At 49.3% G+C, this 17,255-nt stretch carries 15 protein-coding genes; 2 read left to right on the top strand and 13 right to left on the bottom strand.

Annotation, left to right across the window (positions count from 1 at the left end; translation table 11 throughout):
* Positions 1-40 precede the first annotated feature (40 nt).
* The 7 genes from nagA to O4H47_RS13745 are packed head-to-tail and all read right to left on the bottom strand — an operon-like array spanning position 41 to position 6,455.
* On the bottom strand, positions 41-1,264 hold the full coding sequence (gene nagA / locus O4H47_RS13775; RefSeq protein ID WP_269394579.1) for an N-acetylglucosamine-6-phosphate deacetylase: 1,224 nt from the start codon (positions 1,262-1,264) through the stop codon (positions 41-43).
* Positions 1,261-2,214 carry an ROK family protein gene (locus tag O4H47_RS13770; protein ID WP_269394578.1) on the bottom strand — a complete coding sequence of 318 codons (954 nt, stop codon included), beginning with the start codon at positions 2,212-2,214 and terminating at the stop codon, positions 1,261-1,263. Before O4H47_RS13770 ends, nagA begins: the two co-directional genes overlap by 4 nt.
* Complete coding sequence (locus tag O4H47_RS13765; protein ID WP_269394577.1) at positions 2,211-2,882, bottom strand: N-acetylmannosamine-6-phosphate 2-epimerase; 672 nt, start codon at positions 2,880-2,882, stop codon at positions 2,211-2,213. The genes O4H47_RS13770 and O4H47_RS13765 overlap by 4 nt, the downstream gene beginning before the upstream one ends.
* Positions 2,883-2,885: 3 nt before the next feature.
* Positions 2,886-4,160: a TRAP transporter large permease gene (locus O4H47_RS13760; RefSeq protein ID WP_269394576.1), complete on the bottom strand. Its 1,275-nt coding sequence runs from the start codon at positions 4,158-4,160 to the stop codon at positions 2,886-2,888.
* 4 nt (positions 4,161-4,164) lie between these two features.
* Positions 4,165-4,635: a TRAP transporter small permease gene (locus tag O4H47_RS13755; protein ID WP_269394575.1), complete on the bottom strand. Its 471-nt coding sequence runs from the start codon at positions 4,633-4,635 to the stop codon at positions 4,165-4,167.
* Positions 4,636-4,684: 49 nt separating this feature from the next.
* Positions 4,685-5,647: a sialic acid TRAP transporter substrate-binding protein SiaP gene (locus tag O4H47_RS13750; protein WP_269394574.1), complete on the bottom strand. Its 963-nt coding sequence runs from the start codon at positions 5,645-5,647 to the stop codon at positions 4,685-4,687.
* 49 nt (positions 5,648-5,696) lie between these two features.
* Positions 5,697-6,455, bottom strand: coding sequence for an FCD domain-containing protein (locus O4H47_RS13745; RefSeq protein WP_269394573.1), 759 nt, complete (start codon positions 6,453-6,455; stop codon positions 5,697-5,699).
* 204 nt (positions 6,456-6,659) lie between these two features.
* Here O4H47_RS13745 and O4H47_RS13740 point away from each other — a divergent pair, with 204 nt between their 5' ends.
* A complete protein-coding gene (locus O4H47_RS13740) occupies positions 6,660-7,556 on the top strand; it encodes a dihydrodipicolinate synthase family protein (protein WP_269394572.1) in 897 nt (298 codons plus the stop codon).
* Positions 7,557-7,694: 138 nt separating this feature from the next.
* A complete protein-coding gene (locus tag O4H47_RS13735) occupies positions 7,695-8,768 on the top strand; it encodes a YjhT family mutarotase (protein ID WP_269394571.1) in 1,074 nt (357 codons plus the stop codon).
* Between the two features lie 87 nt (positions 8,769-8,855).
* Here the strand turns inward: O4H47_RS13735 and O4H47_RS13730 are convergent, their stop codons facing one another.
* The 6 genes from O4H47_RS13730 to O4H47_RS13705 all read right to left on the bottom strand — a co-directional run bounded on the left by O4H47_RS13730 (position 8,856) and on the right by O4H47_RS13705 (position 17,255).
* Positions 8,856-9,521: an HAD family hydrolase gene (locus O4H47_RS13730; protein WP_269394570.1), complete on the bottom strand. Its 666-nt coding sequence runs from the start codon at positions 9,519-9,521 to the stop codon at positions 8,856-8,858.
* Positions 9,511-10,599, bottom strand: coding sequence for an ABC transporter ATP-binding protein (locus O4H47_RS13725; protein ID WP_269394569.1), 1,089 nt, complete (start codon positions 10,597-10,599; stop codon positions 9,511-9,513). Before O4H47_RS13725 ends, O4H47_RS13730 begins: the two co-directional genes overlap by 11 nt.
* A 28-nt stretch (positions 10,600-10,627) precedes the next feature.
* Positions 10,628-12,370 (bottom strand): ABC transporter permease, encoded by a 1,743-nt coding sequence (locus O4H47_RS13720; RefSeq protein WP_269394568.1) that lies wholly within the window; start codon positions 12,368-12,370, stop codon positions 10,628-10,630.
* A 67-nt stretch (positions 12,371-12,437) separates the two neighbouring features.
* Positions 12,438-13,769 (bottom strand): extracellular solute-binding protein, encoded by a 1,332-nt coding sequence (locus tag O4H47_RS13715; protein WP_269394567.1) that lies wholly within the window; start codon positions 13,767-13,769, stop codon positions 12,438-12,440.
* 184 nt (positions 13,770-13,953) lie between these two features.
* Positions 13,954-15,306 carry a sigma-54-dependent transcriptional regulator gene (locus O4H47_RS13710; protein ID WP_269394566.1) on the bottom strand — a complete coding sequence of 451 codons (1,353 nt, stop codon included), beginning with the start codon at positions 15,304-15,306 and terminating at the stop codon, positions 13,954-13,956.
* The gene (locus tag O4H47_RS13705; RefSeq protein WP_269394565.1) at positions 15,303-17,255 is read right to left on the bottom strand and encodes an ATP-binding protein; all 1,953 of its coding nucleotides are present in this window, start codon (positions 17,253-17,255) and stop codon (positions 15,303-15,305) included. The genes O4H47_RS13710 and O4H47_RS13705 overlap by 4 nt, the downstream gene beginning before the upstream one ends.

The following is a 17,255-nucleotide window of genomic DNA, read 5'->3' as shown; positions in this document are numbered from 1 at the left end:
CAAGAGCTTTTCACTGGCACGACCACCTACAACAGTAGACTTAGCGCAACGAATTTCCCACAATTGGATCGTTGAAACCCAGGGGCAAACTGGAGCTTTTGCATTGGTTTGAAAAACCTGAAGTCTTCACATATGTCACTGAGCTCACATTATTTGCTTCAAGGCAAATGACAGATTGCACAGGCTCTCCAACGCAGAAACGTCCAAATTCAGACGATCGTTTGATCGCGCTTGCTGGAACGCTTGTGGCACAAGCCAAGGCTTGTGCCAAATCGAGATGGGCGAACTTCATTAGATTTTGAACGCTGCTGGCCAAGTCAATATCGGCACCAGAAAGTGTACCATCTGCCAATTCTAAGCGCCCATTTCGACGCTCGACGATGCGGCCACCAAATTCGAACTGTGTCGCACTTGAGCCTGTCAACGCCATCGCGTCGGACACCAGAAAAAGGCCCTGTGTTGGCGCTTTGGCGTGATAAGCAATGTCGATATTGGCTGGATGAACATGATGCCCGTCAGCAATTATTCCGGCCGATAACTGACTATTGGACAGCACCGCGCCAACCAAACCAGGCGAACGCCCGCATGTTTGGCTCATGGCGTTAAACAAATGCGTCGCGCAGGTTGCTCCCGCCGCTACAGCCGCCATGCAGGCTTCATAATCGCCATTTGTATGCCCCAATGAAACAATAGCACCGGCTTCGCTCAGTTTCCGGATTTGCTCGGACGAAACGGATTCAATTGCAACAGTAATCATCAGGCTGGGCAAATGCTTGGCGGCGTTGCAAAGCGTTTCTAAATCACGCGCTTCCATTGACCGAATTAACGATGCGTCATGAGCACCCTTTTTCGACTTGGCAAGGTGTGGGCCCTCTAAATGCAACCCAACGATACCTGGCACTTTACTTTTGATCGCCTTTGAAACAGCGTCAATTGCCCGATCAACTTTGTCCGGTGTATCCGTTGTCAATGTTGGTAACAACGCAGTCGTGCCAGTGCGCAGATGGGCGTTGGACATCCGCTCAATAGTTTCAAGTGATGGATCATTGCTGAGCAAAACACCACCGCCTCCATTGACCTGCAGATCAACGAAGCCGGGCGACACAATTTGTCCTGTAAAATCTTTGATATTGCAGTCCGGGGAAACAAGCTCGTTTTCAACAAAGCCTTCAACAATCCCATCTGAGAGAACTAGACTTTTCCCCCAATGAAGCTTCGTGCCATCAAAAACCCCTTCACCGCGGTAAGCGACATTGGTACTCATTCTGACACTCCATTGCATCGTATTGTATGTCTTTTTTCAGTCCTCTTGGAAGACTGGCTAAGCGCAATCACACCAATCAAAGCGCTATCATGTGAAAAGTCGGCCGCCGCAATTTTGGGGCGAAATAGCGCAGGCTCACACTTCAGATGCCGTTCCACTGATGCGATATATCCCGGTGCCATGCCAATTGATCCACCCAATGCAACCATATCCAGGCCAAATATTGCCGTTAAATCTGAGCACAAAGCTGCAATCGCTTGTGCAGACGTTTCAATAATTGTTTGCGCCCACTCGTTTCCACCTGCCGCCGCATCAAAAACCTCACGGGCGGTAGCAACCCCATGCCCTTGCTCCTGTGCAATGGCTGAAATTGCCCTTCCCCCTGCAACGCTTTCCACTGTGGAACGCCGACCACTGCCGCAAATTGCGGTTGAAAACCGGCTGGAGACAAACCCAACATGACCGGCCAAACCGTTGGCACTGGTAAGGGGTTTTCCCTCAATCACAATGCCGCCGCCAACACCCGTTGAAACTGTGATGTAGGCAAAGTGCGACACGCCAACACCGCTGCCAAAGCTTGCCTCAGCGAATGCCGCCGCATTGGCGTCATTGCACACATAAACGTCTGTGTTGAGTTGATGAGTAAGCAGGGCTTTAATTGGTATGTCCGCAATACTCGTCAAGGTTCCAGTATTAACCGCCGACCAAGTGCCGTCGTCGGAAACGCGCCCCGCCACAGCAACACTGACCGGATACGAATGATTCCAACCAATTTTACGCAACAAAGCCTCTATCGCCTCAACCTGCTTATCAGCTGGTGCTTCTGCTTCGGTAACGTTCTGAATGCGTTCAACAACTCTTCCATGTTCCACGCGAGCTGCAGCTAGCTTCGTCCCGCCAAGGTCAACAGCGAACCCATTTATCCCGTCCATATCGGTCACAGCCGTCATTTGCGTGACGCCGCCTCAACAAACCAATGTGTGGCCACTTCCAGACGCGTCAATGCACTGCCAACAGTCACGGCATTTGCGCCGCAATTAATTGCTGCCGCCACGAGCTCCGGCGTGCGGTAGCGCCCCTCAGCCATAACAAAGGCATTAAGCTTGGCAAATTCGCGCACCAACTCCAAATCCGGCGCGTCCGTTGATTGGGCTGGTGTACCGATGTAGCCGGAAAGTGTCGTGCCGATTATTGCAGCCCCATCTTGGATGGCCTGTTTAGCGTCCTCCACACTGGCGCTGTCCGCCATTGCAAGAATATCATTATCTAGAATGGCTCGCACAATGTCTTCGCGACGGTCTGTTCTCAACCGGTCGGTGGCGTCATAGGCAATAACATCTGCGCCACAAGCAGCCAGCACGTTGACATCTTCTACCGACGGCGTGATCCGCACATCGGAAACACGCAAATCACGCTTTGTAATTGCAATAAGCGGAACATCGACCAAAGGGCGCACTGCTCTAACATTTTCAATGCCCTCAACACGCACCGCAACAGCACCACCGGCCACAGCAGCGCAAGCCATGGCGCCAACGATACTTGGTTGATCCATAGGACCATTGGAAACGGGCTGGCAGGAAACCACCACCCCACCATTTAGACTATCCAAAAGGCTCATGATTTATCCCATCAAACTTGGTAGGCCAGTTGCCAGTATTGGGAACATGCAAACAAGTACCAAAACCACGATTGGCGGAAGCAGCCACGGCAAGATGGCTTTTGCCAGTTTCTGATATTCAATGCCCCCAACCTGCGCCACAACGAACAGGGCCATACCCATCGGTGGTGTCAGAATTGAAATCATCAAATTCAACACAATGATGATCCCAAAGTGCACAGGATCAATTCCAAAACCAAGTGCAATTGGCACCAAGATCGGAACAATGATCAGCAATATCGCTAGGGACTCCACAAAACATCCCAAAGCAAAAATCATCAGATTAACCGCAATCAAAAATGAGATCGGATCATTCGCAATTGTAAGGAACATTTGCGCGATTTGCTGGGGTGCTTGCTCTCGGGCCAAAACGTATCCAAGCAAACTCACCCCAGCAATAATGGTGGCGATAGAAGCAGACGTTGTCACCGTTTCGTACAACGCGTCCCACAGACGGCGAAACGTCAGCTCGCGGTAAAAAATCAAATCTATGGCAATCGCATAAACGACGGTGATCGCAGCAGCTTCGGTCGGCGAAAACAGCCCGCTGAAAATGCCGCCAACAATGACAACTGGTGTCAATAGCGCCGGGAATGAGCGTATAAACAGACCACCAATTTCTCGTTTTGTGCTTTTCGGATCAACCGGATAGTTCCGGCGTTTCGCAACAAAATAGACCATGGCCATCAGCGCCAATGCACATAAAACGCCTGGTACAATGCCACCGAGAAAGAGTTTGCCGATAGACGTATTTGAGGCAACACCATAAAGGACCATTGTAATCGAGGGGGGAACCAACGGACCGATCATGGAAGATGCTGCGGTCACCGAGCCTGAAAACTCGTCGTCATATCCAGCCTCGCGCATCACTTCAATTTCCATTTTGCCCAATCCACCCGCGTCTGCAAGCGCCGATCCGGACATGCCAGAAAAGAAGAGTGAAGCAAGCACATTCACATGGCCAAGCCCGCCTGTTATATGCCCCACAAGTGCGCGCGCAAACCCAAACAAATGATGGGTAATTCTTGATGAATTCAAAATGGCAGCAGCAAGAATAAAAAACGGGACGGCCAACATAGGAAAGCTGTTTAGCCCATCAACCATGCGCTGAACGGCAAAGGCTAACCCCATGCCAGTGAAATAGAAATACCCCATCGATACGAAGATCATCGCTATGCCAATAGGCACACCGAACAGCACGAGAAAGAGCCAAACAAGTCCAATTGTTCCAAGGATCATTTTGCTATGCCTCAGCCAGGAGTTCATTTTTGCGCTTGTTCAAGCGCTGCAAAACACGAAATATTATGAAGAATGAAGCCACAAAAGCGGATGCGTAAAGCGCAGCGTCGCTCGTTGGCAGGGTCACAGATTCATTGCGCAAGGTGCGCAGAACTGTTTTGTAACCGATCCAACTCAGATTGCACAAAACAGCCAAATAGACTAAATCAATCAGTGTGAACAAGGCGATACGAACGCGCTTTGCGAAGAGCTCGGTAATGAATCCCATGTTCAGCTGAGCATCGTTTCGCTCTACTTCTGCAATGGCTAAAAATGCCATCCAAACCCAGAGCCAACGGGCCAATTCCTCTGTCCACACGGGTCCCGCAACAATATTGGTACGGCCCAAGATCTGCAGCAGAACAACAAGCAACAGCATGATAAATATGACTGATGCGATGATGCCTTCAAAGCTGTATCTGGAGTTCGATTTCACTGTGATTACCTTTTAAGTGAGCTGGGGGTCTCCCCCCAGCCCGAGGGAGTTACTCGCCAATTACTTCAGCGATTGCGCCTTCGCCGAACTCGGCTTCAAGCGTATCGTAGTATGGCTTCATTGCAGCGCGGAATGGTGTTAGATCAGGATATGTAATTTCCAGACCACGCTCTTTGAATGTGTCGATTAGGTCGTTTTCAGCGTCAATTGTCAGACCGTTGGATTTGTCACCACCCGCATTTACAGCAGCAGCAACCCAAGCCTGTTCTTGCGCATTCAATCCGTCCCAAGTTGACTTTGAAATCTGAATTGCAGCCGATGCGATGAAGTGATTTGTCATAGCAATGTGGCTTTGCACTTCGTAAAACTTCATAGCGTCAATCGTTGGGAGCGGGTTTTCTTCCGCATCAACTTGATTGGTTTGCAGCGCAAGATACACTTCCTGGAAGGCAACAGGCGCAGGCGTTGCGCCAGTGTTTTCAGCAAAAGCAATCAAGAACGGCACGTTTGGTGTACGCAAACGCAAACCCTTCATGTCGTCCATTGAGTTAATCGCGCGGTTAGAAGTTGTTTGGCGCGTTCCATAATACCAAACGTCAAGAAGCATCACGCCTTGGTCTTGGAACTTTGCGTCCATCTTTTGACCCCATGGGCCGGCAACGATCTTCTTTAGGTGATCGTAGCTTTCAACAACATATGGCGCACCAATTAGTTTAAGCTCAGGGATCGTGTAGCTCATGTCTGGATAGCCAGTCATGACCATATCAAGCTCACCGGCTTGCACTTGGGCAACCATGGCTTTGAAATCACCCAATGTAGCTGAAGGGAAAAGTTTAACCTTCATTTCGCCGCCAGATAGTGCTTCCAGCTTTGCCTTAAATTCCAACGCGCCTTGATAGACGTTTGACACTTCATTGTCTTGCATACCAAAAGTTAGTTCTGTGGCGTGCACACTTGTCGTTGCTAACAATATGGCAGCCAAGCTACCTAGGATTGTTTTATTGTTTTTCATCGTTTCCTCCGTTTGATGATGAATGGCAAAGACAAGCTCCGCCAGTCGATCAAGGCTTTTGTTCTTGCCCTGAAAGTTTAGTTTGGTTTGAAAGGTCAGCGTGTTTGGGGACCCGCAATCTTGCCCGATACGAACGTGCCAAATGCTTTTCAGTTACATTTGTTGCGGTAACTACATCGCCATTCAGAATCGCCTGATAGATCTCGCGATGCTCTTCGTATGCGATTGTGTCATGCTTCTCAGGCTCTGACATGGCTGGTCGATGCTCGAGCAACGCACTGACAAACATGTCGTGCAGTTGCAAAATCACCGGGTTGCCCACAACCGACACAATTGCCCTGTGAAAAGCGATGTCAGTTGCCGGGAAATCAACAGTTCCGATTGAGGTAAAGTTCTTTTCCAGAGCCGTCTGTAACTTTGTGATCTGTACATTGTCAGCACGATTTGCAGCCTCTCTGGCAGCCCCAGCCTCAATAAATTGACGCATTTGCTCCAGATGTGCGGCGCTCTCAGCATCCCCCAAAATCTCGCGCAGATGCGAACCCGTGGTCAGTAAGATAGCTTGAATCGATGGTTTGGCCGCACGCGGACGTTTACCGCCACCTGTTTCGACATAACCGCGCATTTGCATTTGAGTCAGCGCCTCACGCACAGTCGGCCTTGAAGCAGAGTACTGTTCACACAGCTCCCGCTCAGTGGGCAATGCGTCATTTAATGTAATAGAACCATTGCGAATTTGGCCGATCAATGCATCCGCAATCGCATCAGCTGCGCGTTTGGGTTCTTGCATTTGATTTACTGTCGCCAATTTTCAGTCCTCCTCCTGATAAACAAAGACACCCCATTGATAGGGCAAGAGCGCCTGTCGCTCAAGTCACTGGTTTACCAAGTTGTCATTTTGGTATTACTAAAATTTCGTATTGTCAAACAAAAATAATAGATATAACAATTTTAGACATACAAGAATGTCATCCAGGTGAGATTCTTCCACGAAGAGACGTAAGGAATGACAATGAATCGGCTAAAAGGCATGTACGCAGCGCTACTTACCGGGCTTTCAGACGATGGTGAGTTTTCACCGGAGCGCCAACGCAGCATCAATGCGTATGTTTTACGACAAGGCCTGGACGGCCTTTATGTCGGAGGCAGCAGTGGTGAGTCTGGACTACTCACTGCGGGCGAATTGTTAGACCAACAGGCAATTGTCGCTGAAGACGCACGATCACAAGACTGCCAACTCATCGCGCATGTGGGCGCGCCAAATTTGCGCGATTCAATCCAACTTGCCCGTTCGGCGGCGAAACTTGGATACAACGCACTAAGTGCCTTGCCGCCACACGCATACCCGTTCTCAGATCAAGAAATCATCGCCTATTACAAAGAACTTAGCGCTGCGACAGACCTCCCCATGATTGTCTATGAAGTGCCGATCCGCACGGGCCGTCCTTTGAGCAACGACGTCTTGGCACAGCTTCTGGACATCAAAAATGTTGCGGGAATAAAATTCACCTCAAATGACATGTTCAAAATGGCGAGATTGCGCAAAGCACACCCCCAAAAGCTTGTCTTTTTTGGATTTGACGAGGTTTACCTAGCGGCGGCTGCCCTTGGCGTTGATGGCGGCATCGGCACAACTTACAATATTTTAGGCAAACTATATGCCGCACTTCATTCAGCAATTGCCAATCACGACCTCGTTCAAGCGCGCGAACTTCAAGAGCTATCTCAAGAGTTTGTCGCGACCATTCTTTTAACGGGCGTCCTGCCAGGCGTAAAGATTGCCCTTCAAGAAATTGGCGTCGACTGTGGCCCAACACGAGCACCTTTTATGGTGCAGTCAGCAAAAGGTGAGAGTGCCGTCAGAAGCCTTATTCAATCACCTGAATACCAACAATGGTTGGCGAAATAACAATCACAAAAAAGCGAGTTCACATTGCATTCACAGGAGGAAAAGATGCATCTGAAAACTAAACTTATGGGCGCCGTATTCGGGGCAACAATGCTGCTTGGCGGCGTATAACCGACCCTGGCCGACACTTGGCCAGACTTGCCTGTTGGATTGAAAAACGGCATCGCGGTGAAGATCGGTAATCAGATCTTTGCCGGACTAGGTACGGCGGGCAACGCGCTTTATGCCCTAGACTTGGACAACCCAAGCGCAGGCTGGCAGGACAAGGCAGGATTTACAGGTTCTGCCCCCGCTCAACCAGCGTTCGGCATTTCTGATGGAAAGCTATTTGTGTTTAGCGGGTCTGGCAAACAGACAGAAGCTGACGTAGCCCCCATCATCTTTGAAGATGTGCATGCCTACAACCCATCCTCCGACACCTGGCAGAAAATTGAAACCAAAACGCCAACTGGCTTCTTGGGCGCGTCGGGGCTTTCGCTGTCAGACGGCCGTATCGCAATTGTTGGGGGCTATAATAAGAAACTGTTCGACAAGTACCTGCTGGAAGTTCTTACAACCGATAAAGCAGCGGAACCTAAGAAATGGAACAAGATCGTTGGCGATTACATGGGCATGGAGCCAGCTGACTATCTTTGGAACAAACAGGTTTGGGCCTTCGATCCAGCGAAAGCAACTTGGGCAGATCTTGGGGAAAACCCTTATGATCCTAACACTGGCAGTGGCATCGCAGCACTCGGCTCTGACAACTTCATGGTCATCAATGGCGAAATCAAACCCGGCCTTAGAACCGATCAAGTCAAGTCAATTGCTATTAACAGCAACGACGTAAGCTGGACTTTGAATCCCGCGCTGCCTGCGCAAGATGGATCACAAGTCCAAGAGGGTTTGGCTGCACCATATGTTGGCATGGCAACGAACGGTGCCGTTCTGGTTGCAGGCGGAGCCAATTTCCCTGGAGCACGCGCGAAGGCCGATCGCGGCGAGTGGTTTGCACATGAGGGGCTGAGCAAAACGCGCGCTGATGGCGTCTTTGCGTTCCAGAATGACACTTGGACACAAGTTGGCGTTTTGGAAGAAGGGTTGGCCTACGGCGCATCCATTACACTTGATGGTGGCGTATTGTTCATCGGCGGCGAAGACAATCAAGGTGATGCGCGCAGTGACGTATTTTTGCTAGATTGGGATGGAGAACAGCTGCGCAAAACGAACTAAACACAAATGGGGCGGATAAATCCGCCCCATTCTTTTGGGAAGAAGCTAGTTCCCAGCCCGCAACAACATCGGTGCTGGGTGATGAACTCAACGCTCCAATAGCTGCAAGACCTCAAAACGCTTGAAATCACTGATCATCATGTGCGCGTATTCACTGCCAAGGGTTCCGAAACCGCCAGTGTGAAATGCAAATTCAACGTGCGCCTCTTTTGCCGCAATTGCATCGACATGACTATCACCAATAAAAAGCGCATGGTGCGCTTCAACACCAATTTCATTTAGGCAATACAAAATGGGGCCGGGGTCGGGTTTTGGTCGCGGCGTGGTCTCAAACCCAGCAATAACATTGAAGAACTGCAAAACGCCAACCGCTTCCAAAATCGATTGCGCACGAACTACAGGACGGTTCGTACATAGCCCAATCTTGACCCCATTCAACCGCAACGCCTCAAGCAAAGTAGAAATCCCAGGGTACAACTTGGTAAACCGGCCTTTCGCCCCATCGTAAGCTTTTTCAAAGGTCGTGGTGGCCGTTGCCAACTGATTTGCTGTAAGTGATGCACCTGCCCGCACAAGACAGCGAGCGATGAAGAGTTCCTGACCGTTACCAATAAACCCTTTGAGTTCGTCGCGGGAAATCTCTTCAAGCCCCAAGCTGTCGAGCATAACTGTGGCGGCGTGGTGGAAGTCGCCAAGACTATCCACCAACGTTCCATCCAGATCAAAGACCACCGCTTCAAGTTTAGGCGGCATCAGCGGCTCGCATCTCTGGCAAAAACACCGCACTCCGCGAGTTGATAACGAGCCCAACTGTTGCCCCAACCTCAAGAATTGGCTGATCTACCGCATGGCTTTGATCTACCACAATTTGAGTATTGGCAACGTCAACCAAATAGCGCACCTGCGCACCCAAAAACTCCCGGTGGGAAATCTGCCCCCGTAAGCCAGATAGTTCTACCTGCTCAGAAAGCGTGATGTTTTGTGGTCGCAAAATAAGACTGCCCGCACCAATTGCCGAGTTGTCAATTGCTAGTTGTTCGCCGGTAGGCAGCAAAAGCCTTGTCACACCATTTGAATTCACCAATTTTCCCGTCAAAATATTGGCCGTCCCCAGAAACCCAGCGACGAACAAGTTCTCAGGATGATCATACAACGACTGGGGTGAGCCAATCTGCTGAACAACACCCTGATCGAGCACGGCCATGCGGTCAGCCGTTGTGTTCGCCTCTTCCTGGTCATGGGTCACAAAAATGGTCGTTAGACCAAGCTTACGTTGTAAAGACAACAGCTCGCGACGCATTTGTACGCGAAGACTGGCATCTAGGTTTGACAAGGGTTCATCAAGCAACAAGACGTCTGGCTCCGTTACAATTGTGCGCGCAAGGGCGACCCGTTGTTGCTGCCCGCCAGACAATTGTGATGGCATCCGCTCTGCGTAATCTAACAGCCCAACCAATGAAAGAGCAGCTTCAACTTTGTCATCAATTTGCTTTGTCGGTATTTTTTTCTCGACCAAACCGAATGCAACGTTTTTTCGAACCGACATATGGGGCCAAAGCGCATAACTTTGAAAAACCATACCAACATTGCGCTCCCAAGGTGGCAAACCCGACAAGTTTCTGTCGCCAACCTTGATCTCCCCGACTGGGTCTGGCCCGAAGCCAGCGATTGCACGCAAGAGGGTCGATTTTCCAGAACCAGAAGGTCCCAAAAAGGCAAAGAATTCGCCGGCTTTGATTTCTAGGTTAACGCCCGTTAACACTTTCGTATTTCCAAACGAAAGGTGTAGATCGCGAACACTTATTCCTGCAGTTGTTGTACGTTTCGTCATAAATCTTCTCCCTGATTTAGGTGCGCAACTAGTGCTCACCGGTCCGTGCTTTGCGTTCACGATCGATAATAAATTGGGCAAACATCGTCCCAGCAGCAACAATTACTACAGCAAGAATACCGAGTGCCGCTCCTGCCCCACGTCCAGATGGAGTTTGCATGAACAAGTAGATACCATATGCGAGTGGGGCATCACTGTCTGAAGACACCAGCATGATGGTTGCAGAAAGCTCAACTGCCGCAGTTGCAAAACTCGTCACAAATCCCGCCAGAATTCCACCTGACATCAATGGAATAACCACTTTGCGAATGGTCCGTGAACGTGTAGCACCAAGGTTTTCGGCTGCCTCTTCCAATGCAATGCTGACTTGCTGAAGCGCTGCCATGCAGGCTCGCAATGCGTAAGGCAACCGCCGGATCATTAGCGCAACAACGATAATCACCCACCAACTCGCAAGAGGCTTATCAACAAACGGAACATTAAAGTCGTTAAAGGTCCTCAAATAGCCGATGCCAAGCACAACGCCGGGAACAGCGAGCGCCGCTGTCGCCATATAGTCCAACCACTTGCGACCCACAATTTTGGTTCGCAGCACGATATAGGCAATTGCGGTCGCAAGCACGATGTCCAAAAAGGCCGCAGCGCCTGCATAAACCAACGTGTTTTTGATGTACGCGCCGGATTGGCCAAACATTGTATTGAAGTTCTCAAGCGTATATCCATCTGGCAAGGGGCTGTAAGACCAAATGGTCCCAAATGCCAACAAACCAAGTGCGATATGCGGCGACAAAACAAGCAATAGAATTGCGATTACGATTGCGTAGGCAACAACATTTTCGCGCGTCGATAGTTTTCGCCGACTTAGTCCACCACCACCTTTTTGAGTGGTCGCATAGTCTTTGCCACGCATTAGCAAAAAGCTTGCCCACAATGAAAACACAGAAAATGCCACAAGGATAAATGAGATCACATACCCCATTGGATCGGAAATCCCAATGGATGAAATGCGCAAGTACGCTTGGGGGGCGAGCATATTATTGACGTTCAATAGGAGGGGTGTACCAAGATCATCAAACACTTTGATGAACACCAATGAAGCCCCGGCAAGATACCCTGGTGCCGCCAAAGGAAATACCACTCGTCTAAACAGGCGTAATCCATGCGCTCCAAGGTTCTGCGCGCTTTCTTCCATTGATCGGTCAATATTGCGCAAGCTTGCAGAAAGATTGATCAGAATGAATGGAAAATAGTGCACACTTTGGACCAAAATGACGCCATTCAAACCCTCCATAAAGGGAATGTTGATGCCGTAGTTGGATAGCAGCAAATTGAACGATCCGTTGCGACCAAACAGCAACTGCATTGCGATTGCGCCAACAAAAGGCGGCATGATCAACGGTATAAAACCAAGGCTCTGAATAACCATGGCGCCACTAAACTCAAAGCGTGACGTTATGTAGGCTAGCGGCAGAGCAAAAACACTCGCCAGCACAACCGACATCGCGGAAACATAGAACGAGTTGAAAAACGACTCTCGAAAGAGTGCCGACGAAAAGAAATCGCCAAAATTTTGAAGTGTTATTGCACCTGAATTGGGATCAAGGAATGCAACATAGATAACCTTGGCAACCGGCAAGATGAGAAAGCCAAAGAGCAGAGTGGCGATAAAGATGGCAGCAAGGGCGGTCCCCGATAAAGATGGGAACAAACGATCCGTGAGGGATCGCTTTGTGCGCGGCTCTTGGCCGGCACGTAAAGATGACGTATCCATGATGGGTCCTTTGACAGACAGAATGTGCTGACGCAGTTTGCGTCAGCACACCCTCGGAGGGAGGAAGCTACAAAAGGCTAGCAGCTTCATTTGCGAGCTCTGTGGCGCGTTTGTAGTTTGCCACTACCATTGCATCCCACTGTTGCTCGATTTCTGCCTGACGACCTTCAATAACGTCGGTCGCTGCTTTACGCTTTTTCTTAAAGATCGCCGAAAAATCAGGATCCAAAGACTTTGCTTCGTCAATTGGCATTTCAGCGATCAATGCACGTGCTTCAGCAATCAAGGCTCTTGCTTGTGCATTGTCTTTGTCGCCAAGCTTTTCTTCAGCCAACTGCACGGCCCGCACAGCAGCGCGCAAATCGTCCAATCTATAGGTAATCATCACGTCAAAGAGCGAATTGACCACATTGTAACGGTCCCCAGACTTGTTCACGTCAAAACTCACAGAAGCTTTGATTGAACCGTCAAATGGATTGGGGAAACCTTCTGGCGCATTAAAATATGCGTCTGCGTTTACAGGTAGACGGCGAATTTCAGGCAGCATCAAAAGCTCTTGCCCTTCAACAGACAAAAGATATGAAATGAACGCTTTCGCTGCATCCTCGTTTGGCGCATTGGCAATAACGCCAACGTTTGCTGGAACGATCGCAGTTGTTTCCGGGTAGATAAAATCAACTGGAAAACCAGATGCTCGAGAGGCAAGCCCGAAGAAATCAATAACAATACCCAAGCCAAATTGGCCAGAGTTCACACCATCGGGAACACCAAAACTACGTTCTGTAACGTTGGAGAAGTTACCCGCAATGAACTTCCACTTGGACCATCCTTCTTCCCATCCATCCCCTTGTATAAGGGTTTCAACTGTTAGATGAGTTGTGCCAGAACGAGATGGGGCAGACATGCCCACATGTCCATAGTACTCAGCCTTTTGCAGATCATCCCATTGTTGTGCAGGTTGCAAATTCTTGGCAGCCAAATACCGTTCGTTGTACATTATGCCGTAGCCTGCAGCGGCAAAACCGTTGTAAAAACCATCTGGGTCGTTAATGGGATAACCACCAACATCAGATGGAATTTTTGCGTTTGACACACCAGATTTGATCAGCAAATTATCGCCTTTGAGCACTTCAAACGCATCAGGTGCGGATGCCCAAAAGATGTCGCTGGTGTTTGACGTTGCGGTTTCCTGAATGTACTTCACAGAAGAAGAAGTCGACTTGTTGATCACCTCAACATCGATGTCAGGATACATGGCCTCAAAGCCATTCTCGAATGGAGTGGTTAGAGTCTTTGGAAAAGATGTCACTACAACTAGCTTCTCACCTGCCATCGCAACAGAACTTGCAATGGTTGTGAGCGCCACGCTCGCCAATAAGACTTTGCGCAGTATATTCATTTAATTTCCTCCCAATTAATGTCGCGTAAGCGATTGCGCCTACAGCCTATTAATTGCAAAGGGTGTGCCAACTCAGCCAAAACGGCTAAACATTTGAACTATAAAGAATTTTTAATCGCAGAAGAACATCGAAAAGTCTGAGCTATTTCAAATATCGACGCAAATGTGTCAATTTTGACCCAAACTAATCTGATAGAAACTGCTTTGAAATGCCGTGTTTTTTCATGCGTAAGTAGAGTTTCTTACGCGGGATACACAAGAGCGAGGCCGCCTCCCCAATGACACCGTCTGACTGATTTAGCGCATCTTGAATTCGTTGTTTCTCAAAACTTGCTAACGCGGCATCCAGACCCTGCTCGGGTGAACCATCGCGTCCGGTCGGCCTTTCGATAAAATCGAACGGCAGTCCGATTACAAAGCGCTCGGCCGCATTCTTAAGTTCACGAATATTGCCCGGCCAATTGTGCAGTTTGATCAAACGCCGTGTTTTTTCGTCAAGATCGGGAACTGGCCGATCATGCGTCACCGCCGCCACTTCTGCAAATCGAGAAAACAGCATTTCAATGTCCTGCTTGCGCTCAGCCAAATCAGGTAAATCCAATGCAGCAACATTTAAGCGATACATTAAATCCGAGCGCAAACGATTTTCATCCACGAGTTCGCTCAGTTCACCTTTGATCGCAGCAACAACTCTGAAATCCAATTTAATCACTTGCGAGCTGCCAAGACGCGTTACCTCTCGCGTTTCCAACACCCGCAGCAGCAATGCCTGAAATGCAATGGGCATCGATTCCAATTCATCCAAAAACAATGTGCCACCATCGGCGGCTTCAAAGTATCCCTTGTGGCTCCCCTCAGCTCCGGTGAATGCACCGCGCTCATGGCCAAAAAATGCACTATCAATCAAACTCGCCGGCAACGCTCCGCAATTGACCGCAACGAAGGGACCATCTTTGCGCGGGGAATGCTCGTGCAAACATCTGGCAACGAGGTCTTTTCCCGTGCCCGTTTCACCTTTGATTATCAGATCAACATGAAGCGACGCCAGCACAGAAACCTGCTGACGCAACTGCTGGGCCTGTTTCGAAGTACCAATTATTTTCGCTTCAAGATCGCCGGTCGATAAAAGGGACTTGAAGCGTTCATTCTGCAAATGCAGATTTCGTTTTTCCAAAGCTCGCCCCACAACAGCATGCAGCTGATCGGGATCAATTGGTTTCTCCAAGAAATCGTAAGCACCCGCCTTCATGGCGGTGGTTGCTTGTGTAACCTGGCCATGTCCAGTGATCATGACAAATGGAATATCGCGATCAATCTTTTGCACCGCATCAAGCAAAGCGTGACCGTCCAAATTAGGCATACGAACATCGCTGATAATAATACCATCATGCCCTTGATTTATGTGCTCCAACGCAACAGTCGGGTCAGAAAAAGTGGTAACGGCATGGTTTGCTAACTCTAGGTTTTCGGCGATTTCTTCCAACAAATCCGTGTCATCATCGACGAGAATGATTTCTTGTTTCTGGCGTTTCTTCATGTTGCAAGCCTCAGCTCCAGGTGCGCGGATGCACCCGCACCAATATTGTCTTCAAGCCGCAATGTGCCGCCAAGATCTTGAACGATCGTATAGGAAATGCTGAGCCCCAAACCTGTCCCCTTACCAACTTCTTTTGTTGTTACAAATGGATCGAACGGATCTTGAGACGTATGCTGTAACCCAACGCCATTGTCCTTTATCGTAATGGTCAAGAACTGACCTGAAACACTTCCCGTTAGGGATATCAATCCGTCTTGTTGGCTAGCTTCTTCAATCGCATCTACTGCATTCGAAATCAAATTCACCAAAACTTGCTCAACCAACAAAGGATCCGCCAGCACTTCATGGTCAAGCCCGTCCCGAACAATTTCAATTGCAATATTTGAGTGCTCGGCCAGTCGCGCTTGCAACAGCTCAATAGAACGATCTACAGATTGCAAAAGAGACATACGAGCGACTGTATAGTCAGACCTGCGTGCAAAACGGGCGAACTGCTTTACCAGCGCCGACATTCGATCTGTCATCCTTATGATTTTCAGTAGCGCCTTTTCCATTGCCTGTTCATCAATTCCGGCCCGCAGTCTTGTAAGAGTGTTATGCGCAGCAAACCGTGTCGCAGAAATAGGTTGATTGAGTTCGTGTGAAATCCCTGCCGACAATTGCCCCAGCGCCGCCAATTTTCCGGCCTGCACCAAATCTGCCTGTGTTTTCTGCAATTGCTGGTTCGTTCGTTCACGTTCAACGATTTCGGTTTCAAGCCGCAAAAGGTTTTCTTCCCTTTCACGAACCGAACGACGAAACACCTCAACAGCGTGTCCCATCCGCCCAATCTCATCACTACCACTCGGTATTGGTGTACCTTCTGTTTCCCCCCGCGCAATTGCCCGCAAAGTCACAGACAATTCACGAAGGCGCGCAACAATCCGCCGGCGAACATAAAACACAACAATTGCGGTTGCAGCCAAAAGGCCCGCGATGGTCAGCGCAACCACTCTACCGCTCGCCATTTGCATGCCCTCTAAGGCACTGCCAGCAACCTGCGCTGCAATATTGCGTCGTTCAGAACCTATTGCAGAAAGCTTACTTTGAAATCGAGAAAGACTTTGTTGCGTTGCCGCCAATTCAAGAAAAACCAATTGTCTTGTTTGAACCAGACGTCGGCCAAGCGAAAAGATTCCGTCCTCACCTTCAGAAAGCTGGCGAAGCCTATCAAGTGATTGCTTTAAGGTGATTAATCCACCCGCATCACCCAGTTCACCAAGATATCGGGATGCACGATCAAGGCTTTCAGCTGAAATATCAGCGAACTGATCAAGGCTTTCAATATTCTGCACATTGGTCGCTTGCAGCATCGCTGTGATTGCAAATGCTCCTTCACGGCCAGCGTCTTGCACCAAGTCTCGCTTGAAACTCTCACTTCTCAACAATTCGAATTCTGCTTGAAACCAGCTCTCCCCTTGTGCCTCGGCCAATTGTGAAATGGCATTCTCGATATTGAAGGAGATATCGAGCAAGAGCGGTGAGATCTCACCCTGAAAATCGGCTTGCAGCCATCGGATTTCTTCGGCCCGTCCGATCATCGCCTTTTCCAGCAAGAACTGATTGTCCGACTGGCTTAACAACAAATTGATATGCCCTTCGATTTCGCTCTGAGCACTGACCAAACCCGTTTCTGAAGCAATTTTGATTTTTTCCGCAAGCACAGAAATCGCCAGATTGAGCCGCGATTGAAACTCAGGCTGGTCTGCACGCAAATGAGGTTCACCAAGCAGCGTTGCCATGGCCGCCAACTCAGTAACGCTTGCAGCGATCTCATTTACCTGCACAATTTCAGGCATTTGATTTTGCACGATGTCAGTCAAATCGTCGCCAAGCTGGGTGAACTGCACAACAGTTGACGCCGCAATTACGAACATAATCGCAGAAATCAGAACGAAAGATGCAAACAA

The organism is Maritalea porphyrae (assembly GCF_027213965.1).
Taxonomy (GTDB): domain Bacteria; phylum Pseudomonadota; class Alphaproteobacteria; order Rhizobiales; family Devosiaceae; genus Maritalea; species Maritalea porphyrae_A.
The sequence above is the reverse complement of the archived record's forward strand: the minus strand, read 5'-3'. Positions and strand labels throughout refer to the sequence as shown.